Genomic DNA, 23,663 nt, shown 5'->3' with positions numbered 1-23,663 from the left:
CGCCCGTTTACGCCGCCTTAAGCCGCAATAGCTGGCGTTGCAGAAGGGCGGCGCGCGCACATGCGGCTATAAGTGTGCCGGACGTATGCTAACAAAGCCGATGATTATGCGCCAACAAACAACTATAATCGCCGCTCTGATTTATAAGGAGCCATCGATGTCCGCATTTACCCCGGCCAGTGAAGTGATACTGCGCCACAGTGATGAATTTACTCAACGCCGCGTGCTGTTTGCTGGCGATCTGCAGGATGACCTGCCCGCCCAGCTGGAAACCGCCCTGAGTCGGGTGCACACCCAACAATATCATCACTGGCAGATCCTCAGTCGTGTACTGGGGGAAAATGCCCATTATGGTCTCTTTGCCAGCGCAGAGACGTTAGCTGACTGTGATACCCTGGTCTATTACTGGCCAAAGAACAAGCCAGAAGCACAGTATCAGCTGCAAAACCTGCTGGCTCTGCTGCCTGTCGGCAGCGATATTTTTGTGGTTGGCGAAAATCGCAGCGGCGTGCGTAGCGCTGAACAGATGGTCGCCGATTGGGCAAAGCTGGAAAAAATCGACAGCGCGCGCCGCTGTGGTCTTTATCATGGCCGTCTCGACAGCCGTCCCACCTTTGATGCCGACACGTTCTGGGATGAGTATCCGCTGGGCGAACTCACCGTCAAAACATTACCAGGGGTGTTCAGTCGTGATGGTCTTGATATCGGTAGCCAGCTGCTGCTGTCCACCCTCAAGCCGCATATGAAAGGCAAAGTGCTGGATGTCGGCTGCGGTGCCGGCGTGCTCTCCGCCATGCTGGCCAGCTTCTCACCGAAAGTACGCCTGACATTGACCGACGTTAACGCGGCGGCGATTGCCTCCAGCAAAGCCACCCTGGCGGCCAACCAGCTGGAAGGCGACGTGTTTGCCAGCAACGTCTATTCCGATATCAGCGGTCGCTTCGATATGATTATTTCTAATCCGCCGTTCCATGACGGTGTGCAAACCAGTCTGGATGCGGCGCAGACGCTGATCCGTGGCGCAGTCAGCCATCTGAATACCGGCGGTGAGCTGCGTATCGTTGCTAACGCCTTCCTGCCTTACCCCCAGGTGCTGGATGAGACCTTCGGCAGCCATGAAGTGCTGCTGCAAAACGGGCGCTTTAAGGTCTATCGTGCCGTCAAGAGCCGCGCGGCCAAAAAGTAACCCTCAGTTTCAGGGCGGATACCGTTTCCGCCCTGCCTGTTTTCAGGTTCCCCCCTGTCCGATGCTTTTTACAGCGTTTGCTTTAACCTCAAGAAATAACTGTTGACGTACCGGGGAAAACCTCTAGAATGCGCCTCCGTGGTTGCGATATAACCTTGTTATGTTGCGGGTATGCGAAGGTGGCGGAATTGGTAGACGCGCTAGCTTCAGGTGTTAGTGTCCTAACGGACGTGAGGGTTCAAGTCCCTCTCTTCGCACCAAAAACCATGATATTCATATTACGCAGCATCTGCGCGAAGGTGGCGGAATTGGTAGACGCGCTAGCTTCAGGTGTTAGTGTTCTTACGGACGTGAGGGTTCAAGTCCCTCTCTTCGCACCAATGCGGTGATATGAATAAGTTCAACAGGACGCGAAGGTGGCGGAATTGGTAGACGCGCTAGCTTCAGGTGTTAGTGTCTTAACGGACGTGAGGGTTCAAGTCCCTCTCTTCGCACCATGTTGAATCCCTCTGATTGCCCGCTTTTGATACCGCAACACCCCTCCGACAGCTAATTTTTCCGTGATTTTCCTCATCCCCGTATCCTTGTGATTATACTCCGTTAAAATTCACTGAAATGGCCGCCAGTCCGCCTGCCAGAGCAATGCAGGACGGTAGCAACAGGTAATGACGCAAACGCTTATGAAACAACATGATCACCGTTGCGAGAAACGCCACCACCATCAGCAGTCGCCATTCGCTGAATGACAGCTCCATTAATGCCAGCAATGGCATCATTGCACAGGGCACCAGTACACCCCAGCCACTATCCAGTCTTTTGCCCAACATCACAGGTTCCCTTACAAATATGAATGATAATGATTACCAATATCATATGATAATCATTATCATTTTGCAGCAACTAATATTGGGTGCGACGCTTGCGGATGACAGCTCTGTATTTAAATGATAGATTGAGCGAGATCACAAATAAGAAAAATCCTAATGTGATGAGCTTAGGCTATTCAGCATAGAGAACGGTGGCTTAACGGTAGTAACACTTTGATATTTCAGGGCAGTCACGAGCAAACATAATGAATGTACAAAGCTACGATGAGTTACTGGGCAGCAAGCACCGGCTATCGTTGATGCTATTTCTTCTTCTTAACACCGCCACGGCTATTTTTTGCGTGCTCCGCGTCATTCATCATGACACACTGACGGTCACCACGCCGACCATTGCCATTATCATCATCAGTATCATCTTACTGACGTGGATGTTGTTAAAGCCCGTAGCCATATTCCCACTCTTAAATATCGCTGCGGCACTGAGCGGGTTACTTTGGGCATGGCATATCACCCTGCGCTATCAGCAGGAGCTGCATCTCGAAAGCGGTTATCTTTTGGTGGCGCTGGTCAGCGTGTTCTTTATCAGCGCGATTGCGCTGGGAGATTATCTGCTGCCCTTCTTGCTGCACACGGCGCCTGGCTCTGTCGTGGTACTGGCGCTGGATCGGGGTCAGAGTACGCTTATCATCCTGTTCATTATTATTCTGCCGCTGATGGGTTTTAGCCTGCATCATCTGATGCTGCGCAAGCGAGATAAATTCACCCGGCGCCTGGTCAGACAGCTTTATGAAGAGAAAGAAACCTACAGCGATCTGAGCATGCTTGACCCTCTGACCGGCCTGTATAACCGGCGTGGGCTACAGAACCGGCTGGAAAATGTCATCGATAACCATACCGGCAATCACTATGTCCTGCTGCTGGATATCGACAACTTCAAATCTTATAACGACAATTACGGCCACGCGATGGGCGACCAGGCGCTGACGCGCGTATCGGTGGCCATTCGCGACGCGGTGCGATCCCGGGATATTGTTACCCGCTATGGCGGAGAAGAATTTCTGGTCATACTGACCAACGTGAATGAAGCCATTGCCTTGAAGCAGGCCGAGCGTGTTCGCCAGTTCGTACTTGATCTTGAAATCCCCCACAGATTTAACGACAAGGTGGCGACTCACGTCACCATCAGCGTTGGCGTTGCGCCGCTAATTGCCAATGATTTTGACAAGGCGTTAGCTCATGCCGATCGGGCTCTCTATCTGGCGAAAAGCCAGGGTCGTAATACCGTTTTTAGTCTCCATGATGCGTCAAAAAGAGCGCCCGGCAAGCCTGCCGATATCGTATAAAAACCGCCTGTGCACGGCGCTTCACGCCAGCTCTTTTAACAAAAAACATTGTGACCTGACCGCTATCGATTTTACTGATTGACACCTAAAATCATGATTTACGGCGAGCTGTCCGGGCGACCCGTTCTGCGTCCTGCTCAAGGTGGGTTCGACATGTTAATACCGCGCGTTTCACGGCCAACGGCAACAATCAGACAGATAAGCACCGCCACCGTTCCGGCAACAATGGCCATCGCCAATCCGTAATTATTACCGTGCGCTTCCGCTATGCCGGATTGCAGGGTGGCATTGACCGAAGCGATCAGGTTTCCCAGCTGGTAGACAAAACCCGGCAGCACCGCACGCGTATTCGCCGGCACCAGCTCGCTCAGATAAGTCGGCACGACGCCCCATGCCCCCTGCACCATAAACTGCATCAGAAATGCGCCGATGCCGATAGCCCAGGAACCACTGGAGAAGGCCCATAGCGGCAATACCGGTAGCGCAAGAATAGCGGCGATCATAATGGCTTTTTTCCGCCCAATCTTCTCCGACAGCACGCCAAAGAAGACCCCGCCCAGCATCGCCGCAATATTGTAGCAGACGGCTATCATGCTGATAATGTGGGGTTCCATCCCATGCTGCACCTTGAGGAAGGTCGGGTAGAGGTCCTGCGTACCGTGGCTGAAGAAGTTAAAGCATGCCATCAACAGCACCAGATAGGCACACAGCTTCCAGTGGCTTTTGATCACCGGCAGCAGCGCCACGCTCTCTTTGCGTTGGCGCGCCGCCAGCCATATTGGTGATTCCGGTACTTTAAACCAGATAAACGGCAGCAGCAGGATCGGTAGTGCGCCAATCAGAAACATCCCACGCCAGCCCACCAGCGAATAGCACAGGCCAAAAATGACTGAAGCCAGCAGATAACCGCAGGGATAGCCCGCCTGAAAGATGCCTGACATCAATCCCCTTGAACGATAGGGAATGGTTTCCATCGCCAGCGATGAAGCCACGCCCCATACGCCGCCCATCGCTACGCCATAAACCACGCGGAAAAACAGGAACCATGTCAGCGTTGGTGACCAGGCTGACAGCAGCTCAAAGACGGTAAAAGTGATGATATTGACCATCAGGATCGGCCTGCGGCCATAATTTTCCGCCAGGCGGCCAAACAGCAGTGCGCCGACAGGTCGCACTGCCAGCGTCAGCATTATCGCCAGTGAGACATCAGAAACGCTGGTGCTAAAGTTAGCGGCTATATCACTAAGCACAAAAACCAGAATAAAGAAGTCAAATGCGTCCAGCGCCCAGCTGGCAAAGCTGGCAAACGCCACATTGCGCTGGGTGGATGTCCAGTTGAACATGAGGCTGCGTCCTGTTTGAGTGCGGAAAGATATGTTAACCATTTGTTTATATCATGTAATCTTTCAATCACTCCCGGTGCTTTTGTCAGCCTTAGCGTCAGAATGTAAATGTAAGCGACATTGTGTTACCGGAGGGATCTGCGTAAATTGCCCAACATCCTGCTGCCGCTGCTGACGGTTGTGGGGCACGCCACGGTACGCCGTTTAGCCAAAATAAAGAGGTATGGCGGTATTACTTTTCACCTCTGGCACTAAATTCCAGTACAATCTTGCAGATTATTCCTGGTGCTGAAAAAGGATGTCTTTAATCCCATACTCTGCCATTCATCGCCGTTTTGCCGCATGCGCGGCCCTGCTGGCCATGCTACTGCTGTTTATTGCTCCGGTGATTTCAACATCACTGGCGCAGCATCATGGCGGCAGCGGCATGATGCTGCATCAGGGTATGGAGATGGATATGGCGATGCCGGCGGATCATCAACCGCCGGTCGGGGCAGACGTTGCCATCAGCAACACGACACACACACCCTCGCCAATCATGGATGATGCCGCCTGTGGATACTGTGTGCTGCTGGTGCATCTGCCCCTTGATCTGTTTCCATCCCCGCTGCTGTGGTCATCATTGCAGGCGGTAGCCGCGCCGGATGTGCCGCCGTGCCAGAGGGTGATTTCCCTTTTGGCCCCCCACTTCTTCCATCCGCGCGCCCCACCCCGCTGCCTGCCGGTACGTTAATTCCTTACATATTGACCTGTGGAAAACCCACAGAACCTTGTTTATGCCTGTTAAACAGGCGGATGGAAGAGCTCATGTCACAGCAACCCGCGCACGTGTCTGCGCACGCCACCTCATCCCGAAGCAGCCTGCTGTCGCTGCTACGTCGTCTGCATTTCTACATCGGGCTGTTTATCGCCCCGTTTATCTTCGTTGCCGCACTCACCGGCACCCTGTATGTCGTGACGCCACAGCTGGAAAACGCGTTTTATCATCATCAGCTCTTTACCACGTCAACCGGCATTGACCAGCCGCTTTCCGCCCAGGTGGCGCGTGCCGGCGAGTTTATCGGTAGCAATATGAAGATTGCCGCCGTGCGCCCCGCCCCTCATCAGGGTGAGACCACCCGCGTGATGTTTTACCGTGACGATCTTGCCCCCTCGGAAACTCGCGCGGTGTTTATCGATCCAAAAACCCTTGAGGTACGCGGAGAGTTAACCGCATACGGCACCAGCGGTATATTACCTCTGCGCACCTGGCTGGATTATCTGCACCGTAATTTGCTGCTGGGCGATGTGGGCCGCCATTACAGTGAGCTGGCGGCCAGCTGGCTGTGGGTTGCCGCACTGGGTGGTGCGGTGCTGTGGGCAAGCCGCCGCAGAGTGCGCCGGATAACGTCCGATAAGCAGCCCACCCGGGCCCAGCGCCTCGGCCGCTTTCGTCATTGGCACAGCACGCTTGGGCTGCTGCTGCTGCTCGGACTGGTGTTTTTCTCTGCAACCGGGTTAACCTGGTCACGCTGGGCCGGGGATAATATCTCGCTGATGCGCAGTCATTTTGGCTGGATGACGCCGGTGGTGAATACCTCATTGCAACCTGCCATGGCGATGGATATGCCGATGGATGAGCATGCAGAGCATCATGGGCATAGCAGGATGATGCACGGCGGTAAGTCGATTGCCGTCAATCCGCTCAATTTTGATACCGTACTGCGCGCGGCGCGTGACGCAGGCATTGATGCGGCGAAACTGGAGATCCGTCCGGCTTACCGTGCGGATAAAGCCTGGACGGTGAGCGAAACGGACCGCAGCTGGCCAACTCAGGTGGATAGCGTAGCGGTGGACCCGCGCAACAATACGGTTATCGATAAGGTGAAGTTTGCGCAGTACGGCCTGCTGGCCAAACTGACACGCTGGGGAGTCGATGCGCATATGGGGGTGCTGTTTGGTGTCGCTAACCAGCTGGTACTGGCGCTGTTTGGTCTGGGACTGTGCCTGATGATCGCGTTCGGCTATCGCATGTGGTGGCTGCGCCGGCCGCAGCAGGGACAAATCTCTCCGCTGGATACGCTGATCGGCTGCTGGCAGCTGTTAGCGCCTGGCTCCCGGCTGCTGCTGCTGGTATTGACGATATTGGTCGCGGTGAGCTTACCGTTAATGGGCATCAGCCTGCTGATCCTACTGGCTATCGATCGCTGGCGCTGGCGGCAGTCTATGAAGTGATACGGTGCGGGCCTCAATCACAGGCCCGCACGACCGGCAACGGGGATAACCTACCTCAACGGCAGGGCCAGACTTTGCTCCAGCATTGCCAGCAGCAGTGAGTTATCCACCGTTTTCAACACCTGCACCGGTCTGCCCTCCGGCTGGCCGATACCGACGTCAAGCCGCAGCGGTTGACGAAAGCGCCATGCTTTACCGCGCGTCATCCCTTCCCGCAGCTCCACATTAACGAAGTAGTCTGCCGCAGTTGCTACCTGCTTATTCAGTAACCAGGCCACCACCAACGCATCATGTATCCAGCAACCCGCCAGACGTCGGGTTTGTATGGAATAATCGATCCACGGACGCAGGGTTTCGGTAACGAAGCGCGCCAGCGGCGTATCTATCTGCTCAATGCGGTTAAGATCCTGATGGGTCATCAGCGTTTGGCTGGTGACATCCATCGGCACCAACGTGATATTCGCACCGCTGGTCAATACCCTGTGCGCCGCCTCCGGGTCAATACCAAAATTGGTGTCTTTGATAAAGTCGTCCAGCGCAAATACACCGCCCATAATGGCAATTTCCTGCACCGCATCGGCCATCTGCGGATAGCGATCCAGCGCCAGGGCAACGTTGGTCAGTGGGCCAATGGCCACCAGCGTGATCTCCCCCGGATGAGCGCAAATAAGCTGCCCTATTGCATCGGCGGCTTCCACTGGCGGGGGTGAATAGCTCTGCGGTTGACGCACTCCCTGCCATAAATGTGCCAGCTGGTGGCTGTGCACCCGCAAATCCAGCGAGGCTCGCCACGGGGCACTCGGTTCACTCAATGCGGCATCCGCACCTTTAATCACCGGCACCGACTGCCCTAAGCGTTCGATCAAATCTTTTGCCACACTGTAGCCGATCTCGCTTTGGGTATTACCCGCTACGGTGGTGATAAGCTCAAGTGACACCTCCGGCGCGGACAGCGCCAGCGCGATAGCCAGCCCGTCGTCAACGTTGGCTCCCGTAATACCATTCCCCGGATCGCAATCAATAATTAAACGTTTCATTTATCTTTATCTTTTTAATATCAGGACGGCCTGCAACCGCAAGACTCGCCAATTTCAAGTTGATGAGAAAACTCACGCAGCGTGGTTTCTCCTTTCCAGTTCACCAACATTTTGATGGCGGCCTTTGCCATCTCACGCACCGGCTGGCGTACGGTAGTCAGTGAAGGCAGGTGGTAGGCAGATTGATCGGTTCCATTGAAGCACACCAACGCTATCTGCTCCGGTACCCGCACACCGTGCTCGTACAACGCGCGAATACAGCCGATTGCCTGCGCCTCGTTGGTGGCAAAAAGTGCCCGCGGAAGGGTGCCGCTCTCTAACATACGTTTTGCCGCAGTGTAACCGCCCTCTCGAGTGTAAGGAGTCGAAAAAACCCATTCCGGACGCTCATGAACGCCATATTCTGCCAGCGCCTCGCGCCACCCGTGCAGCCTGTCCTGTGAATTGAGCCTTTCCAGCGGGCCGCAGATGATACCGACGTCCTGATAGCCGTGACTCAGTAAATGTGAGGTCACCTGACGCGCGGCTTCACGTTCATCCACGCGTAAAACGTTAACCTGCAAAGACGGATCAACCCTGTCGAGCATAACGAATGGCGTACCGCTGGCCTGCAAAACATCAATATAAGGATGACGATCGACGCTGATGTAGATCAGCCCGTTAATTTGCTGACTCAAAAGATTGTTGATCAGCTGCAGCTCGCGTTTGCGATCGTCGCCGGCATCACCCAACAACATGACCATGTCGTTCGCCAGCGCTTCCTGCTGCAGTTCATGGGCAAGGGAAGCAATGAAGGCATTATTGACGTTTGGCACGACCAGCCCGTAAGTTTTGGTCGTTCCTGAAGCCAGGGCACGCGCCACGTTGTTGGGGCGGTAGCCGGTTTTCTTAATCGCAGCCAGCACCCTTTCGCGCGTTGCCAGTGCTACCGGGCGTGGTCCGTTATTCACAACGTAACTGACCACCGCCACCGACGTTCCCGCTTCCTTCGCTACGTCAGCTCGGGTGGCGCGCTGATTAATCTGTTTCGGCACGACGGGTCTCCCTTTAATATCAAAATAATAAAGGCCAGAGAAAGTCTCCGGCCCAAAAGTTTCTGGCGTATTAATGCGTGGTTATATCGCATCTTCCGCGGCGTTAAGATCGCGCCCGCGCGTTTCCGGCGCCACGAATGTGGTCAGGAAACCGATAGCGGCCATCACCGCGAAATAGGTGGCAATCGGCCACCAGTGCCCGGTCCACGAGAGAAGTGCTGCCGCCACCAGCGGTGCCGTTCCACCGGAAAGGATAGAGCCGACCTCTTTCGCCGTGGCCATTTTCGTGTAGCGGTGATGCACACCAAACATTTCTACCCCCCACGCCGCCTGCACGCCAAAGATCCCTAACGATGCCAGCCCCATTCCCGTCACGATGGTGGCGATAATAATGGCAGGCTCACGCGAGTCGAGCAGCATAAAGGCAGGGAAAGCATAAAGGATTAACAGCAGACAGAACCAGCGATAGGTAATACGGCGACCGAAACGATCCGAAAGCCAGCCGGCCAGCGGTACGATCAGGAAGCCAAGCAGGGAGGCAATCATGACCGCACTGGTTGCGACCGACTTGTCCACCGCCAGGATTTTGACCACGTAGCCGATAATAAAACCCTGGGCGATGTAAGACGGGCCATTCTCACCAATACGCAAACCGACCATCGTCAGAAAGGCCCGGCTACGGCGCCAAAAACCACGCGTGTCCTGCACAGGAGGCTGAGTAACCCGTATCCGCGCGCGCTGCGCTTCCATTTCGGCCTTTTTGCGTTCAAATACCGGGGTTTCTTTCAGGTTACGGCGGATCCACAACGCGACCAGCGCGATCAGGGAACTACAGAGGAAAGGAATACGCCATCCCCACTCTAACAGAGACTGCTGATCCATTTGAATCACTGCCAGCCACACCAGGGAAGCCAGCAGCGTACCGCTGTTAGAACCAAGAGCAATGATCGACGAAACCAAGCCACGCCGCTGTTTCGGGGCATATTCGCCCAGCGTTACCGTTCCCCCGGAGAGTTCGGCCCCGGCACCAAAACCTTGGGTAAAACGTAACAGGACTAAACAGGCGGGAGCCCACAGGCCAATTGAGGCATAGCTGGGGATGAGCCCGATAAGCGTCGTGGAGGCACCCATCAGGATAATGGTAGAGACCATCACCACTTTGCGCCCCTTACGGTCACCGAGCCAGCCGAAGAATAAAGCGCCAATCGGCCGGGCCACAAAACCCACGGAGAAGGTAGCAAAGGTGGAAAGCAGCGCCATAGCAGGCGTTGACGCGGGGAAGAAGACATCGCCAAAAATAATACCGGCGGCCAGTCCGTACAGTGCAAAATCGGCATATTCCATCGCGGTGCCAAGCCAGCATGAGAAGGTGGCACGCCAGAAATCTTTACGTCCTTCGCGAGTCGTTAAACGTTCATCGGCCGCAGAATCAGCCTGTATAGCACTATCCTGAGCAACGTTTTGAGGTGTAGACATGAGAAATTCCCTGAGGTGAGGAGCTCTGTTTGGCACCCTCCCTGGTACGCACTCCTCCGCGGAGGAAAACTCACCAGTGATGATGCGCCGTTAAAAAGCTATAACTGAGGATCGCTATAAAGTTCCCTGGTGTTGGAACGCTATATTTGCTTAACGCCGACGGTCTAAAATGACCAGCCGCATAAGTAACGTCAAACAAATTTGATCTTGTAGTAGCTGACAACTATCAAACACCGTGAATTTTCACTACGGTGTCATTGTATCTACGCGTGTAGATAAATCAAGTTAACTTACCAATATAAGAGCGGTTTTTTTGAGGCAAAAACACTAAAACCAATAAAATCATTGAATTAAAACTTTTATAACTAAATATTTTTTTTTATATTCAGGAATAAAGTGGATAAACAAAGAAAATTCTTACATGTTGTGGCTTTGCACATCAAAGATAACGACCCGACATGACAAAACGATGACAGCATTAAGAATCACAGGCTTATTTAGGTGCCTGGCCGCAGCTAAGATAAAAAAGACCCTCAACAGTCAGGCGGATAAATATGACTATCACACTAATGCGCCACGGAAAACCTCATCGATCGCTAACCGGTCGCCGCTCTGCGCTGGCAATGGCGCAATGGTGCGATGCCTACGATCTCGCCGAAATTTGCGATAAACCTACCGACAGCAGTCTGCGTCTTGCAGCACAGGCGGATATCATCGTCACCAGCCCGCTACCTCGGGCACGCTCTTCGCTGGAAAGGCTCGGCAAGACTGCAAGCCGTATTGACAGTCTTTACAGCGAGGTGGCGCTTCCGGTGATACCGCTGGCATTTCCCACCCTGCCACCCTTTGTATGGTTGCTGCTGCTGCGCGTCATATGGCTGCTTGGCTATAGCGGAAAGGTTGAATCTTACGCGCAGGCTAAACAGCGGGCGGTAAAGGCAGCAGGGCGGCTGAGCGAGCTGGCACAGCACGGCAATGTTTTGCTGATGGGGCACGGCATCATGAACAAACTTATTTCCCGCCAGCTAAGAAAACTTGGCTGGCGGGGCGAAAAACATGCCGGCAGCCGTCACTGGAGCAGTGCTGTCTACCGCAAGATCAATTCCAATGACAGGAAGGCAGATAAAACGTTACTTCGCGGTATTGGGTAATGTAGGGCATTGTTCTCTAATGCTACAGGTATGCGTGAATCGTGCTGCAAGATAAAGTTTAATATTCAACTGCTTCCCGGCAGGATAGTTTGTCTAAAAATACATCAAACGGATGTTAAATACTGGATCGTACCGCGTAGTTACATTATAATTCCGCGCCTCAGGCCCCTTAGCTCAGTTGGTTAGAGCACGCGACTCATAATCGCTTGGTCGCTGGTTCAAGTCCAGCAGGGGCCACCAAATTTCACCTGTTAAATCAGTAAATTAAGCCACCTTTCAAGGTGGCTTTTTTGTTATCTCGTTTCCGAGTGGCGGTGAAATGGCGGTGATTTTTCACATGCTTTTACTTTTAAAGGACGATCTCGCATGAAAAAACCTTTATTAGCTCTGTTACTGATCACGTCTCAGAGCGCATTCGCGGACAAAATACCCAACTCCATCGAAAATCTGATAGCTGGTTACGATACCAGAACTCATGTACTGGAAAGTGGTGAGCTGGCCATCAGATACAACAAGCAAGCGCTAATGATAGACGCTGCGAAATCCTTGTTCAGCGCGATATGTGACGACTACTTTATGAACAAGTGGAGTCCAGGGACAATCAAAAAAATTACTCTATGGAGTGTCACGTCCGATCAAGGTTACAAAATAAATGGCGGTGGGATGGAGTGTAAAAAAACTGGTTCCATGGACTTCAAGCAAGCTGAAGAATACAGAACCAGTTTAATCGAAAAAATATAAACCTAATCAGTGGCTTTAAAAGCTCATATGCCCCTGTCCACCCATTGATGAGTGTGGTGGGGCGTGGTCAATTAGGTTGGGGGTAGCAATGTATCTCACAACGGTTTCATGAGTAACAAAAGTAGCACCACAGTTAATATTTTGGCACTGGCAATAACGTTCTTTTGTATGGTCCGATACCCTAAAGCTGCTTCTTGTATGCGCTGCGTGTCCACATTTAGGGCAATTCATCATGATCAGAACCTCATTTGACGTTTTTTAATTCACTTTAGTGAATTTACTACTATTCGAGTTCTAAATCATCAATTTTAACCTCAAGCTCCAGACTGGTAGTGAAACCATTATCCGCACTTACACTATGCGTCAGAGTTGTAATGGTCCATTCAGCATCATCAATAGGCTGTTTAAAGCCCCGCGCTTTTACCGGCATTTCGGTGTAGAGATCTGCCCGGCCCTCAGCGAGTTGCAGGGAGAATGACGCAACCCCTCGTTGCAGGCGCTCCCATTGCATTTTTGCCGCTCGCTCAGCGTTGCTGTGGTTGGCGTAGGTACGATTAAGAACCAGCACGTTTTCATATGTTCCCACCAGATAATCCCCCTGCTTCGCTTCCGGTTCTTTAGGTTTGGTGGTTTTCTTACGGCGGCGCTTAACCCTGGTTGTTTCTTTTTTCTTGGGTTCACGGGTATGCAACCAACTGGCAATCACGCCGGTATAAGCACCACGATCGGCCAGGGTAAAACGATGGCCGTCACCGGCTTTGCGCTCAATAGTGATTACCGGCAGTGGCTTACCGCTCGCCGTTCTTCCCTGCCCCTGCCGGATAAACAGCAGGTTTCCATATTTTACGGAAGCAATCGCCCCATACTGACGCGCCAGCTTCATCAGGAAACTGGCATCGCTTTCATTTGTCTGGTCAATGTGATCAACAGCTTTGTCCGTCAGGTCTTTACCCAGCGCCATCTTTAGGTTGTGCCGTGAGGCGATTTCCTTTACCACATCGCCTACGGTTGTCTGGTGCCATGACTTTTCACGGCGGGTATTGAGGGTTTCACGAAAATCGGCGCTACGTGCGCGAATGGTCAGGCGGTCAGGGGCCCCGCTATGCTCAATCTCATCCACGGTGAATGCCCCTTTTGGGAAAAGCGGCCGGCCTTTCCATCCTAGCGCCAGCTGAATAACGGCACCACGTCGCGGCAGAACGATCTGCCCGTCTGCGTCGTCCAGCTCCAGATCAAGCTGGTCAGCCTCAAAACCCCGGTTGTCGGTGAGCGTCAGACTCATCAGGCGCGCATCCAGCGCGGTAGTCACGTCCTTACCTTCAATTGTGATACTGAAAGCCGGGCTTCTTCTGTTCAGGTCGAAATGATCGGAACTAAAATTCACTGCAGTAACCCTCCAACCGTATTTTTAATATTACCTATCGCAGACGTTGCAGAGTCTTGCAGGTTACTGAGCCGATCGCTGAGGCTGCCGAACATATCAGACAGCGACTCATCAACCCTTTTCAGGGTCATCGTAAATTCAATACGGCGAGGCATTCCGCTTTCAAAAAATTCCGATTTGGTCTGGCTCAGGCTCTCGATCACAAACATGCCGTAAATGGTCCCGCTTCCCTCAATCAAGGGCCATGCTTTGCCCAGCTCTGCCATTTGCTCCAGTGCCAGCAATGACAGCCTGCCGCCGGTGACTTCCGGCAACAGTACGCCAGATAACGTCAGTGAATCGTTATCCGGGCCAAGAAACTGCGTTGATGGTCTGCGGTTCACCCGACTGTTGGCGGCGTGTCGCCAGCTTCGCTGATATTGCAGCTCCTGATACGGCACTGTACGCAGCATGAAGACATATAACCCCAGCACCATCATCATGAATCATATCCCCCTTGATCGCTGAAATTACTGCGCGCTTTAGCCCTTGCTTTGTGCTCACGCTCGTCAAGCTGCCGTGCGACTTCGCGGGCAATATCCTGCGCACTCTGCCCAGGCTGGGCAGTGATATGAATGGGCGCGTTAATCTCATAACGGATCGCAGGCGGTACGCTGGCAGATTTCGCAGGCTGACTTTGTTTGTATGCTATTACCGGTAGGCTGTACGGATGCAGCGGAGCGGCCTCCGCAGGTGCTGCCGCTACGCCCATGACGCCTGTAACAACGGAAGCCAGCGCGGCAGTTCGTCGTCTGCTGGTCACATTTGCGGGACCGTTCACAATTTCGGGCCCGTTCTCCCCAACAATACCGAACTGACCGTGCGGAATAACTCCACCACTGTCATACATCCCGGCAAACGGAACCGCAGCAGCCGCTGCACCACCAACCACCTGCACCTGTGCTTTTCCTTGTGTTTTATTATTTTCGGTCATCCAGTCAGGCAGATAATCGGTGACTGAGGAAAACTTGCTTTTGAGTGTCTCCCATTTGGTATTAATTCCATTGAGGATACTGTCAATAATGGCGCTGCCCATATCCTGAAATTTCGTAGGAAGCGCGGCGGCATCAGCCAGGATCGAATTCCATTTATCGCTAATAGATTGTCTTATATTGGCCCACGCTTCAGAAGCGCCAGATTGTATTGCATCCCAATTTTTGGCAATTAATCCCGGTAAGGTATAATTAAAGAACAGTGACTTAATCCCCTCCCATGTGGCGCTGGCTTTTTCTTTAATCCAATCACATGCCGTAGCTGTGGCATTACATACGGCATCCCACATGGCCTTGAATTTTGGCCCGAGCGTGTCCCAGTTCTGCCAGATATAAATAGCGCCAGCGGCGATCAGCCCAATGACAGCCAATATAGGGTTTGCAAACATCAATCGGCCAAGCCATACAACTGACTTGCCAACAGAACTGATTGCTTTCCCAATAAGACCAAATACAGATGAAAATTTTAGCCCCATAACTCCTGCGCTCATTCGCACTACTGCCATCGGCCCCAGCACTGACGCCAATGCCAGTGAAACACCCCCCGCGGCAGTGGCAACAATGGCAAACCCTGCTGCCAGCGTAAACAATGCTGACGTTAATTGCGGGTGTCGCTTAACAAAACCATCCAGACGTGACGCCAATTCACCCAGCCAGTCAGACAGCTTTTTTAATGCTGGGGCAACTGTTTCACCGATGCTAGCCATAGCATTGGTAAAGGAACCTGTAGCGGCTTCCCATTTATTACCAAGCGTATTTAAAGAGGCATCAACACGCTCTCGCAGCGAAGCCTGATTTTGTAGCTTTGACGCCGTTTCGCTATACCCTGAGATGCCTTTAGTAATCATAATATTCAGCACCTGCAGCGTTTCCGCATCATCACCAAAAATACCTTTTAGCGTAGCTAACCTTTTCTCAGTATTAAGCTTTTGGAGTTGAGCCAACTGCGTATACATTTTTTCCAGGCCACCGAACTCACCTTTGCCATCAGTAAACTCGAACCTAACGCCAGTGCCTTTTAGCTCATCGTTAGCATCCTTCACTTTTTCCGTATTCATGACGGACTGAAATACTTTTCGGTAGGCATTACCAGCAGACTCTCCAGCCATACCAGCCTGATCGGCCATAACTAATAGAGGGGCAAATGTTTTAGCTGCGTCCAATCCCTTTTTATGAATAATGTCCATCGCGCTGCTGATTTTTGAGAACCCCTGCAGCATATTTCCTGAATCTACCCCCGCGTAGAACCCTTTTTGGATCACATCCATCAGGCTCATCATGTCTTTTTCGGAAGTCTGAGTAGCATCTTGTAACTTAGCTGCAAACTCTGCTGCCGCAGTGGGAGCCATCTGTAACTGCACGCCAAGATAGGCGGCTGACTCACCCAAGCCGCCTAGGATGACCTGCGCTGACATCCCCTGACGGCGCAGCATCGTCATCATATTCTGAAAGTCGGCCGTTGTTCCCGGCAGCTTATCGCCCAAAGCAACCGCAAGCCGGTTAATTTTTTCAAATTCAGGCGCTACCTTCCCGCCCGGTCCCATCATTGAACCGGCAAGCTGATTCGCTGCATTTTCTGATTCTGAATAGGCTTTTACTGGAGCCAGCAACGTCATGCCGGTAGTTACCCCAGCCGCCATCGCCCCTGCACCATTACCTGCCAAAGAGTTCCTTAACTCGTGGGTCTTTTCAGCCCTGGCTTTGATAGCGTTGAGCTTTCGCTGACGTTCGCCAACTTCACGTAGCCTGCGCTCCTGTTCAGCTAACTGTCGGTTATATCGCTCAGTTTCTCGCGTAATCCTCGCCGTCTCGCGTGCTCCGCCCCCAGCAGATAACCCCAGCCGATAAAGCTCAGCCCTGGCTACAGCCATCTGACGAGTTTCCTGCTGTTGTTTTTGTTCAAGACGTGAAACCGCACGCCACTGAGCTTCAAGCGCCTGCGTTTGTTTTTTGGTTGGGGATTCCAATAATGACATTTCGCGCGTCATCATTTGAGCGCGTAACCTCGCCTGATCTAGTTCGGTGCCAGTACGGCTAACACTCTGAGTTAGCCGATCGAAAGAGTTAAGCTGACCTCCAGCATCACTCATCTTCTTAATCTGATCGCGGGTTTGCCGAATAGCTGATGCCAGCTCCTTAGAGCCAGCCTGCGCATTTTTAAACGGGCGGGTTAACTTATCCACCGCCCCCAGAACGACCTGCAGTCGCAGGTTATTATCACTCATCGCTGGCCCCGCTTCGCTGAATTGCCTTATGCCGCCACTCCAGCACATCAGTCAGCGGCATAACGTCAGTGACGGACGGCGACCAGTGAAAGATGGTGGCAATGTCTGCCACCAGATCATCAACCGTCAGGTTGTCGGTAAATCGGCAAGCACCGACTTCGGCAACAAAAAAGTAACCATCTCTACAGCCATTGCTGTCAGGTCGGCGGGGTCAAGTTCTGCCATTTCCTGCGCGGTCAGCGTCGGCGTGGAGATACGCGGGATCACAGTCATCATCGCGCCCACATCCATATCCATAATGGCCTGCAGACGGGTGCCACGCAGTGCGCCGGACTGCGGCTTACGTAGCACAATTTCGGTAATTTCAGTTTTGCCGCGCATGATGGGGGTATCCAGCTTTACGGTCTTTTCAGTCAGTTTGTCGCTCATGTTCGTTTCCTGTTAATGAAATACTGGCGCGACTGCACGCGCCGTTAAAGTTAAAGGCCCAGGGCGTTACGGTGTTCTTCCAGCAGGTCCACGCCGCCAACGATTTCAACCATGTTCACCAGATCGACCTCATAGAGCACCTCACCGTTGATGGTCAGCTTCGCGTAGCTGTTGGTGCTGCTGACTTTTGTGGTGCTGCTCTCTCCGGTTTTCCACTCGCCGGAATCCACTTCTTTATGACGCCCGCGCACAACCAGCTCAACGGCCTGCACGTCGCCGGTATCGTCACGCTGAATGGAGCCGGTGAAACGCAGCTGGATACCGTCAACCGTGGCCTTGCCCATCTGCTTGAATAACAGCAGTTCGGTGCCGCCGATTGAAAATTCCGTGTCCAGTGCGCCGTCATCCAGCCCCATATCCACGTCCACCGCGCCCGGCATCCCGCCGCCGCGATACTTCTCAAACTTGCGGGTGAATTTTGGCAGGGTCAGAGACTCAACGATCCCCTGCCAGTTGTTCCCGTCGTTGAACAGGTTCAGGTGTTTTAACTTGCGTGGTAAAGCCATAGTGTCCCCTTACGCGCTGACCTGACTGGAGAAATCCAGCAGATACCGATCGGTGATGCGCTGGCGCAGCATCAGATTTTCAAGCGGCGGCACCGGCGTGTAGTCGTAGTCGATAGTGAGTTTCCCGGCTTTCAGGGAGTCTTTATCGTTCACCGACTCATCCAGCCAGCAGTCTGCGCCGATGATGTAGCCCTGCGTCTTCAGGCTGCGCAGCTTGGCGCGGATACCTTCGATAATGTCACGGGCCAGCGACGGGTTGAGCACGCCATCCACCGCCCACATGTGCGCTTCTGCGATGGTGTCCGCCAGCACCTGCGCCGTGCGGGTGTAGTTCTCAAAGGCAAACAGCGGATCGTCACTGAGGCAGCGGGAACCCCAGAAGCGGAAACCGTCTTTGCGGATAAGCGTGGTGACGTCGTTCTGGTTCAGCAGTCCCGCATCGGTTGCCGGCTCCTGCAGATCCCAGAACACATCAGCAGAAATGCCGGTGACACCATTCACGCCCACGTTGGACAGGGTTTTGTGCCAGCCGGTCTGTTCATCAATTTTGGCGCGCAGGCCGAGCGCACGGGCGGAGGCGTAAGCCGTCGCGTCTGCATTCAGCACGGTGTCAAAGTCGATGAAGTCAGGCCAGATCAACATCCCCTCGCGCTGACTGAAATTGCCACGGTAGGCAATCGCTTCTTCCACCGTTTTGCAGCCATAGGCGGACAGATACGCAAACCCGCGCAGACTCTGCGCCACGCTCAGCAACTCAGTAGCAACCGCCTGCGTGTCATGCCCCGGCACACCGAGAATGCGCGGCTTGACGCCCAGCTGCGACTGCGCCGAAAGCAGTGCTTTCATACCCGTTTTTTTACCGTCAGCAGTCACACCGCCGATAATGTTGGAGGTGGTTTCCGCTTCGGTTTCTCCCTGAGCCACGCGCACAACGACGGTCACGGGTTTAGCCTGATCGGCAATCGCATCCAGCGAACGGGCCAGCGTGCCGGACTCGCCCGCTTTTCCGCTGGCGGTCAGCACATTGGTCAGCAGGACCGGCTTATTGAGGGGAAACATGGACGCATCGGCATCATCGCCGGTGCAGACCATGCCCACGATGGCGGTGCTCATCGTGGTAATGGATCGGGTGCCCTCGTTGACTTCAACAACGCGCACCCCGTGGTGGTAATCCTGAGCCATAAGGCAGTCTCTCCGGTTTACAGGGGTGAGCCTATGTTCTGGTTGATATGCACGCGGCGCACGCGCCGGGCTATGTGTGGGTAATGGCACAATGGGATGAGTAAAAAAAACCCCGCAGGCGGGGGGCAGGATTAATCTTTTGGAGGTTCAGGCCAGTTAATGTCAGGTGCCTGCGATATATCCACGCGCGTCAGCAATACACGGTATTTACGCCAGGCGTCATAGCGGCTCTTTTCCTCATCGGTTGCCATATCCAGCTGAACTGCATCCTGTAGGGGTTCTATTTTCGCAGCGGCGCTTTTGATAAGCACTGCTTTTGCTGCTGCTGCTTCGGCAATGTCTGCCTCTGCTTTCGCCGCCTCATCTGTTACCCAGCGTTCACCGTTCCATTTATCATACGGTGTCGATGGTGAGTAGATAGTGGTATCAGCAGGATAATCTCCCGGCACGGTAATTTGCTGCTCTGCCCCGGTTCTGATATTCCAGACCGTTTCGCCGCGATGATCCGCCAGATATTCCCATCCGGTCAACTGACTGTTCCGGCAGACAACATAATCTTTTTTTGCTGCCAGTGGCTTATCCGTACAGGCATTTGCCGGAATGCTGACACCCACCGGAATAAATTCCGTTGTTTGTGTCAAATAAACCCGTGTAAGGCCGTCATAATTGAATACATCAATTTCCCCCGCGATGACAGCGAAGCCATTTTCTATTACTGCGCTTTGCATTATGCAGCCCTCACGATAAAGTTAAATGCAATATTTCGTGGTCTGTTATCTGTTGATGATGAGTTGCTTTTTATTGCCGTGGTAGACGCAAAATTGCCGCCAGCGCCACAACCAACAACAATCCCTAATCCGCCATCAGCTTCCTCGAGAATCCCGTTCCCCATATTATCTTTCGTTGTGTTGTGTATATTGTTAGATACGCCTAAATGCTTGACGGAACTATTCGTTTCATCCGATGAGGACCACATTCTGGCTAACGTATGAACATGCCCTGCAACTAAAGCATCCTGAGAACTTAAAATTACTCTTCCACCATCAACACCGCGTCCGTCATCCCAGCCACGCAGAAATTCTCCACGCAAATCAGGTAAGCTACCGGAAGGATAAACCATAGCAAGCCTCGGATATTTAGCCTTATCAAAAGTCGCACCATTGCACTTAATCCAGTCATCAGGGGCTGCTGCAAGAGGCCACGGGACAGGCACACCAACGGGAAGTGCTGAGCCAGCGCCCAGACCAAGATTATTCAAAAATGCTGAAATATCAGCGATGTCAGCGCCATTAGCTGATTTATCCATCTTTCCAGCAAGCGCATTGGTCATGGTGGTGGCGAAGTTAGGATCGTTACCTAACGCTTTAGCCAGTTCGTTCAGCGTATCCAGTGCCCCCGGAGAGGAATCAACAAGCGCGGCAATTGCCACCTGCACAAAAGCCGTGTTGGCAAGCTGTGTAGAATTATTGCCTGTCGCCGCCGTCGGCGCTTTTGGCATGCCAGTGAATGTTGGACTGGACTTCGGCGCGTACTGCGTATGGGGATCGTTATCGGCGATATGCTTCGCCATAATGTCATCCACATATACCTTTAGCTCCAGCACCTTGTCATCCACATACTTGCGGGTTGCCAGCACCACTGCCGGGTCAATTTTCAGGGTGATATTGTCGGTGCTGCTGGTAATCATCACCATGCGCACGGTCTGCGTGCGCCCGCTTCCCTCCGCCAGCTGCGGCTTGTAGCTCTCCGGGCAGTTACCCACTGCAATCAGCGCGCCGGTCTCATCGAACAGACCGACTTCACGGATCCACCAACCCCCCTCCGTTTCGGGGATCACCTGTTCAGCAATAATCTGGCTGCTGTTCTGCGGATCGATATACAGCATATTGAGAGCAGCACGACGCTTTTCAGCAACCAGCCTTGTCTGTTGTGCGCTGGGTGCGGGTAGCACGCCGCCACCGTCACCCACCGCCATCTGGGTAATTTTCAGCGGGACACCGAGCGCGGCGGCGCTTGCCAGTTTCGCCGCGCCGATCTCCGTCAGCAGGGTATAAAATTTTGCGCTCATGGATTCACTCTCATTGTGTCAATAACATGGACCGCCCCGCCCTCATAAGCGGTGCCGCCGGAAATAATGGTTTCATTGATATACGGGTAGATCGTGATTTCTTCGCCGATGTAAGTGGCTGCGCCCACAAAATATGGGCCGCTGGTCTGCAGGTTGATGGACATGCCGATCAGATGGCGGCTGCAGGGTTTGGCGTCACCTATCAGGCGCTCCAGTTCCAGATAGGTTTCTTCCGTGATGCCCTGGTCCTGTACGCCAATGTCCAGGCGAAACGTGCCCGGCTGCTCGCCGGTCTGCCACCACTCAATGATGCGGATCAGGAAGCCGAACGGCTCCACCACGCGCCGCACTGCGCTGGCTGTCCCCTTATGCTGGTGAATATAGAAAGCATCCTGCACCACACGGCGCTTGACGCTCTCCACCCAGCTTTCGTCCCAGCGGTCAACGGAAAACGCCCACGCCAGATACGGCAGAAAGTTGACCGGACATGTTGCCGGGTTCCACAAATCGCGCAGCGGCACCTGCAGATCGGATATCCCGCTGCAGGTCTGCGCCAGTCGGCGCTCAAGTGGCGATGAACCGGGCGGCAGCAGGCTATTCATCCGTGCCCCCGTTAGTCACGCTCCATTCCGTACACGACGCTGCCTGCGTCTTATCCAGCACCACATCTGCCAGCGGGGAGGCCAGCTCCACACGCTGGACGCCCTCAACGTGCAGCGCGGCATAAATCGCGCTGCGGCGGATATCGCGCCCCAGCCGCGTCTGGCTGGCGATGTGCTTCTGCAGGCTGGCTTTGGCCGCCGCCATCACCGGCTCTGCTTCCGGCCCCGGATAAAGAAAGATCGTCGCATCCACGCTATACGGGATAATTTCTGCGCTGCGCACCGTCAGGCGGTCTGCCACCGGGCGCACGTTCTCGCTGTTAAGCGCCTGATCAACCACCGCCAGCAGGTCAGCTCCTGCCGTACCGTCACCTTCACGGCTCAGTACAGTAAGCACCACTTGCGCCGGTGCCGGGCTGGTTGCGCTAACATCCGCCACGCGCCCGTCCGCGCTTTTGGCGTGAAACTCATAGGCTGCCGTCGGTCCCGCAACGGACAATCCCTCAAATGCAGCCGGAATACGCGGGCGCAGCGCCTCGTCGCTTTCCATTACTGCCGCGACCGGCGGCATCGCGTTGTTGTCGGCAGGCGTTACCGTCAGACGCTTCACGTTATAGTTGGCTGCCAGCTGTTCGAGATCGCTACCGATGGCATACGCCACCATGACAGCCTGCGCGGCCTCGTTAATACGCTGGCGCAGCAGGGTTTCGCGGTAGGCGCTTTCCTGCAGCAGCTTAGTGACAGGTTCAGATTCCAGCGCCAGCGTGCGCCGTACCGCGTCCTGCTCATCCGCCGGATAAAGGGCCACAAAAGCGGCCTTGCGCTCAGCAAGCAGCGTCTCAAAATCCGGCACGTCCACTATCTGCGGCGCGGGCAGCTGGGAAAGGTCAATCACTGCCATTGTCTGCTCCTGTAGATACCGAAAGGGAAACCGGCGCGCCGTTATTGCGCTGCCCGGTAAGCTCAACCACCATGGAGCCGTCAAAATTGCTGCTGATGGTGATGGAATCCAGCGTAAGCCGTGGCTCCCAGCGACTCAGCGCCACATAGACCGCAGACATGACCTGCAGGCGTAGCGCCGGGTTCTGCGGCTGATCAATCAGGGCGGATAGCAGGGAACCATATTCCCGGCGGGCAATCCGACTGCCCTGCGGAGTCAGCAGAATATCCCGCACTGACTGGCGCAGATGGTCCGTATCAGTAATGACCTTGCCGTTGCCCTGGCTCATGCCGATATACAGCGTCATACCGGACCTCCTGACGTATCGCCGCCGGACTTAACGCCGGTGTGACCGTGTTTATCAACCACGATCCCGTTGGAACTCATCGCGCCGCCGCCCTGGATGACGCCACCGTTGATTACCATTTCGCTGTTAATGCGCGTGGTATCAGCCTCCACCACAAACTCACCTGTTTTGAGGGTGATAGTGTCCGCCGCCTCGATCACCAAGGATTTGATACCCCGGACATGCCACCGTCCGGTGGCGGGTTCATATTCAAACCTGCCCCCGTCCGGGAACTCCGTCACGCAGCCAGCAACGGAATCCGACGGCGGCGCAAACTGACTGGAATAGATGGCGGGCAGCGCAAACGCAGTTTCCAGATTGCCGCCCATGCTCAGGACCACCACCTGCTCATCCGGCGACGGGCACCACCATGTGCGGGCTCCACCGGCACGCAGCGTCAGCCAGTTAATCCAGTTGGTTTCAAGCTCACCCACTTTCACCCGGCACAGCCAGTTATCCCGGTCCACTTCGGTCACGGTGCCGGTGCGGATCAGGTTGGTGATAAGGCGCATGATTTCGGTCAGTTGTGCATTCATAA

The 23,663-nt window shown here is 54.0% G+C and carries 25 protein-coding genes and 4 tRNA genes; 10 read left to right on the top strand and 19 right to left on the bottom strand.

All coding sequences use genetic code 11. From position 1 onward, the window contains the following. Positions 1–157: 157 nt before the first annotated feature. The 4 genes from rsmC (at position 158) to ETA_RS04120 (ending at position 1,683) form a co-directional block, all read left to right on the top strand. Positions 158–1,186: a 16S rRNA (guanine(1207)-N(2))-methyltransferase RsmC gene (gene rsmC / locus ETA_RS04135; protein ID WP_012440355.1), complete on the top strand. Its 1,029-nt coding sequence runs from the start codon at positions 158–160 to the stop codon at positions 1,184–1,186. 173 nt (positions 1,187–1,359) lie between these two features. Next, a tRNA-Leu gene (locus ETA_RS04130) sits at positions 1,360–1,446 on the top strand. 33 nt (positions 1,447–1,479) lie between these two features. Next, positions 1,480–1,566: transfer RNA gene (locus ETA_RS04125), tRNA-Leu, on the top strand. Positions 1,567–1,596: 30 nt separating this feature from the next. Further along, positions 1,597–1,683 (top strand) — tRNA-Leu (locus ETA_RS04120). Between the two features lie 93 nt (positions 1,684–1,776). On the opposite strand, the gene ETA_RS04115 is transcribed toward ETA_RS04120, so the two are convergent. Further along, positions 1,777–2,013, bottom strand: coding sequence for a DUF1435 domain-containing protein (locus ETA_RS04115; protein ID WP_049778741.1), 237 nt, complete (start codon positions 2,011–2,013; stop codon positions 1,777–1,779). Between the two features lie 245 nt (positions 2,014–2,258). Between ETA_RS04115 and ETA_RS04110 the strand changes: the two genes are divergently transcribed. Continuing rightward, positions 2,259–3,356, top strand: coding sequence for a GGDEF domain-containing protein (locus ETA_RS04110; RefSeq protein WP_012440353.1), 1,098 nt, complete (start codon positions 2,259–2,261; stop codon positions 3,354–3,356). A 137-nt stretch (positions 3,357–3,493) separates the two neighbouring features. Here ETA_RS04110 and ETA_RS04105 read toward each other — a convergent pair whose 3' ends face one another. Next, the gene (locus tag ETA_RS04105) at positions 3,494–4,699 is read right to left on the bottom strand and encodes an MFS transporter (RefSeq protein WP_012440352.1); all 1,206 of its coding nucleotides are present in this window, start codon (positions 4,697–4,699) and stop codon (positions 3,494–3,496) included. Between the two features lie 298 nt (positions 4,700–4,997). Between ETA_RS04105 and ETA_RS04100 the strand changes: the two genes are divergently transcribed. Both ETA_RS04100 and ETA_RS04095 read left to right on the top strand, forming a co-directional pair. Next, positions 4,998–5,432, top strand: a complete 435-nt coding sequence (locus tag ETA_RS04100) for a DUF2946 domain-containing protein (RefSeq protein ID WP_012440351.1) — start codon at positions 4,998–5,000, stop codon at positions 5,430–5,432. Between the two features lie 62 nt (positions 5,433–5,494). Further along, the gene (locus tag ETA_RS04095; RefSeq protein ID WP_042958626.1) at positions 5,495–6,913 is read left to right on the top strand and encodes a PepSY-associated TM helix domain-containing protein; all 1,419 of its coding nucleotides are present in this window, start codon (positions 5,495–5,497) and stop codon (positions 6,911–6,913) included. 50 nt (positions 6,914–6,963) lie between these two features. Here ETA_RS04095 and ETA_RS04090 read toward each other — a convergent pair whose 3' ends face one another. From ETA_RS04090 to ETA_RS04080, 3 genes are all read right to left on the bottom strand, one after another. Beyond that, the gene (locus tag ETA_RS04090; RefSeq protein ID WP_012440349.1) at positions 6,964–7,950 is read right to left on the bottom strand and encodes a nucleoside hydrolase; all 987 of its coding nucleotides are present in this window, start codon (positions 7,948–7,950) and stop codon (positions 6,964–6,966) included. Between the two features lie 20 nt (positions 7,951–7,970). After that, a complete protein-coding gene (locus ETA_RS04085; RefSeq protein ID WP_012440348.1) occupies positions 7,971–8,984 on the bottom strand; it encodes a LacI family DNA-binding transcriptional regulator in 1,014 nt (337 codons plus the stop codon). Positions 8,985–9,065: 81 nt separating this feature from the next. Beyond that, positions 9,066–10,460 carry an MFS transporter gene (locus ETA_RS04080; protein ID WP_012440347.1) on the bottom strand — a complete coding sequence of 465 codons (1,395 nt, stop codon included), beginning with the start codon at positions 10,458–10,460 and terminating at the stop codon, positions 9,066–9,068. Positions 10,461–11,014: 554 nt separating this feature from the next. Between ETA_RS04080 and ETA_RS04075 the strand changes: the two genes are divergently transcribed. The 3 genes from ETA_RS04075 (at position 11,015) to ETA_RS04065 (ending at position 12,352) form a co-directional block, all read left to right on the top strand. Then, a complete protein-coding gene (locus tag ETA_RS04075) occupies positions 11,015–11,611 on the top strand; it encodes a histidine phosphatase family protein (RefSeq protein WP_012440346.1) in 597 nt (198 codons plus the stop codon). 163 nt (positions 11,612–11,774) lie between these two features. Next, positions 11,775–11,851, top strand: a tRNA-Ile gene (locus tag ETA_RS04070). A gap of 126 nt (positions 11,852–11,977) precedes the next feature. Next, positions 11,978–12,352, top strand: a complete 375-nt coding sequence (locus ETA_RS04065; RefSeq protein ID WP_012440345.1) for a hypothetical protein — start codon at positions 11,978–11,980, stop codon at positions 12,350–12,352. Between the two features lie 15 nt (positions 12,353–12,367). Here ETA_RS04065 and ETA_RS19095 read toward each other — a convergent pair whose 3' ends face one another. The 14 genes from ETA_RS19095 to ETA_RS04005 form a co-directional block, all read right to left on the bottom strand. After that, entirely contained in the window at positions 12,368–12,586 is a 219-nt protein-coding gene (locus ETA_RS19095; RefSeq protein WP_012440344.1) for an ogr/Delta-like zinc finger family protein, read from the bottom strand. 49 nt (positions 12,587–12,635) lie between these two features. Then, on the bottom strand, positions 12,636–13,736 hold the full coding sequence (locus tag ETA_RS04060; protein ID WP_012440343.1) for a phage late control D family protein: 1,101 nt from the start codon (positions 13,734–13,736) through the stop codon (positions 12,636–12,638). Beyond that, the gene (locus ETA_RS04055; RefSeq protein ID WP_012440342.1) at positions 13,733–14,218 is read right to left on the bottom strand and encodes a phage tail protein; all 486 of its coding nucleotides are present in this window, start codon (positions 14,216–14,218) and stop codon (positions 13,733–13,735) included. The genes ETA_RS04060 and ETA_RS04055 overlap by 4 nt, the downstream gene beginning before the upstream one ends. Then, complete coding sequence (locus ETA_RS04050) at positions 14,215–16,992, bottom strand: phage tail tape measure protein (protein WP_012440341.1); 2,778 nt, start codon at positions 16,990–16,992, stop codon at positions 14,215–14,217. The genes ETA_RS04055 and ETA_RS04050 overlap by 4 nt, the downstream gene beginning before the upstream one ends. Beyond that, positions 16,985–17,104: a GpE family phage tail protein gene (locus ETA_RS19090; RefSeq protein WP_012440340.1), complete on the bottom strand. Its 120-nt coding sequence runs from the start codon at positions 17,102–17,104 to the stop codon at positions 16,985–16,987. Before ETA_RS19090 ends, ETA_RS04050 begins: the two co-directional genes overlap by 8 nt. A 14-nt stretch (positions 17,105–17,118) precedes the next feature. Continuing rightward, positions 17,119–17,421, bottom strand: a complete 303-nt coding sequence (locus ETA_RS04045) for a phage tail assembly protein (RefSeq protein WP_012440339.1) — start codon at positions 17,419–17,421, stop codon at positions 17,119–17,121. A gap of 50 nt (positions 17,422–17,471) precedes the next feature. Continuing rightward, complete coding sequence (locus ETA_RS04040) at positions 17,472–17,987, bottom strand: phage major tail tube protein (protein ID WP_012440338.1); 516 nt, start codon at positions 17,985–17,987, stop codon at positions 17,472–17,474. 9 nt (positions 17,988–17,996) lie between these two features. Next, entirely contained in the window at positions 17,997–19,169 is a 1,173-nt protein-coding gene (locus ETA_RS04035; RefSeq protein WP_012440337.1) for a phage tail sheath protein, read from the bottom strand. 131 nt (positions 19,170–19,300) lie between these two features. Beyond that, a complete protein-coding gene (locus ETA_RS04030; RefSeq protein WP_231853298.1) occupies positions 19,301–19,810 on the bottom strand; it encodes a tail fiber assembly protein in 510 nt (169 codons plus the stop codon). A gap of 86 nt (positions 19,811–19,896) precedes the next feature. After that, positions 19,897–21,237, bottom strand: a complete 1,341-nt coding sequence (locus ETA_RS04025; RefSeq protein WP_012440335.1) for a phage tail protein — start codon at positions 21,235–21,237, stop codon at positions 19,897–19,899. Continuing rightward, complete coding sequence (locus ETA_RS04020; RefSeq protein ID WP_012440334.1) at positions 21,234–21,839, bottom strand: phage tail protein I; 606 nt, start codon at positions 21,837–21,839, stop codon at positions 21,234–21,236. The genes ETA_RS04025 and ETA_RS04020 overlap by 4 nt, the downstream gene beginning before the upstream one ends. Next, positions 21,832–22,740 carry a baseplate assembly protein gene (locus ETA_RS04015; RefSeq protein WP_012440333.1) on the bottom strand — a complete coding sequence of 303 codons (909 nt, stop codon included), beginning with the start codon at positions 22,738–22,740 and terminating at the stop codon, positions 21,832–21,834. Before ETA_RS04015 ends, ETA_RS04020 begins: the two co-directional genes overlap by 8 nt. Continuing rightward, complete coding sequence (locus ETA_RS04010) at positions 22,727–23,086, bottom strand: GPW/gp25 family protein (RefSeq protein ID WP_012440332.1); 360 nt, start codon at positions 23,084–23,086, stop codon at positions 22,727–22,729. The genes ETA_RS04015 and ETA_RS04010 overlap by 14 nt, the downstream gene beginning before the upstream one ends. Continuing rightward, on the bottom strand, positions 23,083–23,661 hold the full coding sequence (locus tag ETA_RS04005) for a phage baseplate assembly protein V (protein ID WP_012440331.1): 579 nt from the start codon (positions 23,659–23,661) through the stop codon (positions 23,083–23,085). The genes ETA_RS04010 and ETA_RS04005 overlap by 4 nt, the downstream gene beginning before the upstream one ends. Positions 23,662–23,663 lie beyond the last annotated feature (2 nt).

The sequence above is a fragment of the Erwinia tasmaniensis Et1/99 genome, assembly GCF_000026185.1.
GTDB classification, from domain to species: Bacteria; Pseudomonadota; Gammaproteobacteria; order Enterobacterales; family Enterobacteriaceae; genus Erwinia; species Erwinia tasmaniensis.
The sequence above is the reverse complement of the archived record's forward strand: the minus strand, read 5'-3'. Positions and strand labels throughout refer to the sequence as shown.

What these genes read in the sequence shown, in the direction of transcription:
- ETA_RS04055 (WP_012440342.1), bottom strand. Translation starts at nt 14,218, where the DNA reads ATGATGATGGTGCTGGGGTTATATGTCTTCATGCTGCGTACAGTGCCG.
- ETA_RS19095 (WP_012440344.1), bottom strand. Translation starts at nt 12,586, where the DNA reads ATGATGAATTGCCCTAAATGTGGACACGCAGCGCATACAAGAAGCAGC.
- ETA_RS04050 (WP_012440341.1), bottom strand. Translation starts at nt 16,992, where the DNA reads ATGAGTGATAATAACCTGCGACTGCAGGTCGTTCTGGGGGCGGTGGAT.
- ETA_RS04110 (WP_012440353.1), top strand. Translation starts at nt 2,259, where the DNA reads ATGAATGTACAAAGCTACGATGAGTTACTGGGCAGCAAGCACCGGCTA.
- ETA_RS04020 (WP_012440334.1), bottom strand. Translation starts at nt 21,839, where the DNA reads ATGAATAGCCTGCTGCCGCCCGGTTCATCGCCACTTGAGCGCCGACTG.
- ETA_RS04115 (WP_049778741.1), bottom strand. Translation starts at nt 2,013, where the DNA reads ATGTTGGGCAAAAGACTGGATAGTGGCTGGGGTGTACTGGTGCCCTGT.
- rsmC (WP_012440355.1), top strand. Translation starts at nt 158, where the DNA reads ATGTCCGCATTTACCCCGGCCAGTGAAGTGATACTGCGCCACAGTGAT.
- ETA_RS04025 (WP_012440335.1), bottom strand. Translation starts at nt 21,237, where the DNA reads ATGAGCGCAAAATTTTATACCCTGCTGACGGAGATCGGCGCGGCGAAA.
- ETA_RS04090 (WP_012440349.1), bottom strand. Translation starts at nt 7,950, where the DNA reads ATGAAACGTTTAATTATTGATTGCGATCCGGGGAATGGTATTACGGGA.
- ETA_RS04010 (WP_012440332.1), bottom strand. Translation starts at nt 23,086, where the DNA reads ATGACGCTGTATATCGGCATGAGCCAGGGCAACGGCAAGGTCATTACT.
- ETA_RS04065 (WP_012440345.1), top strand. Translation starts at nt 11,978, where the DNA reads ATGAAAAAACCTTTATTAGCTCTGTTACTGATCACGTCTCAGAGCGCA.
- ETA_RS04080 (WP_012440347.1), bottom strand. Translation starts at nt 10,460, where the DNA reads ATGTCTACACCTCAAAACGTTGCTCAGGATAGTGCTATACAGGCTGAT.
- ETA_RS04015 (WP_012440333.1), bottom strand. Translation starts at nt 22,740, where the DNA reads ATGGCAGTGATTGACCTTTCCCAGCTGCCCGCGCCGCAGATAGTGGAC.
- ETA_RS04095 (WP_042958626.1), top strand. Translation starts at nt 5,495, where the DNA reads ATGGAAGAGCTCATGTCACAGCAACCCGCGCACGTGTCTGCGCACGCC.
- ETA_RS04035 (WP_012440337.1), bottom strand. Translation starts at nt 19,169, where the DNA reads ATGGCTCAGGATTACCACCACGGGGTGCGCGTTGTTGAAGTCAACGAG.
- ETA_RS04075 (WP_012440346.1), top strand. Translation starts at nt 11,015, where the DNA reads ATGACTATCACACTAATGCGCCACGGAAAACCTCATCGATCGCTAACC.
- ETA_RS04105 (WP_012440352.1), bottom strand. Translation starts at nt 4,699, where the DNA reads ATGTTCAACTGGACATCCACCCAGCGCAATGTGGCGTTTGCCAGCTTT.
- ETA_RS04040 (WP_012440338.1), bottom strand. Translation starts at nt 17,987, where the DNA reads ATGGCTTTACCACGCAAGTTAAAACACCTGAACCTGTTCAACGACGGG.
- ETA_RS04100 (WP_012440351.1), top strand. Translation starts at nt 4,998, where the DNA reads ATGTCTTTAATCCCATACTCTGCCATTCATCGCCGTTTTGCCGCATGC.
- ETA_RS04005 (WP_012440331.1), bottom strand. Translation starts at nt 23,661, where the DNA reads ATGAATGCACAACTGACCGAAATCATGCGCCTTATCACCAACCTGATC.
- ETA_RS04045 (WP_012440339.1), bottom strand. Translation starts at nt 17,421, where the DNA reads ATGAGCGACAAACTGACTGAAAAGACCGTAAAGCTGGATACCCCCATC.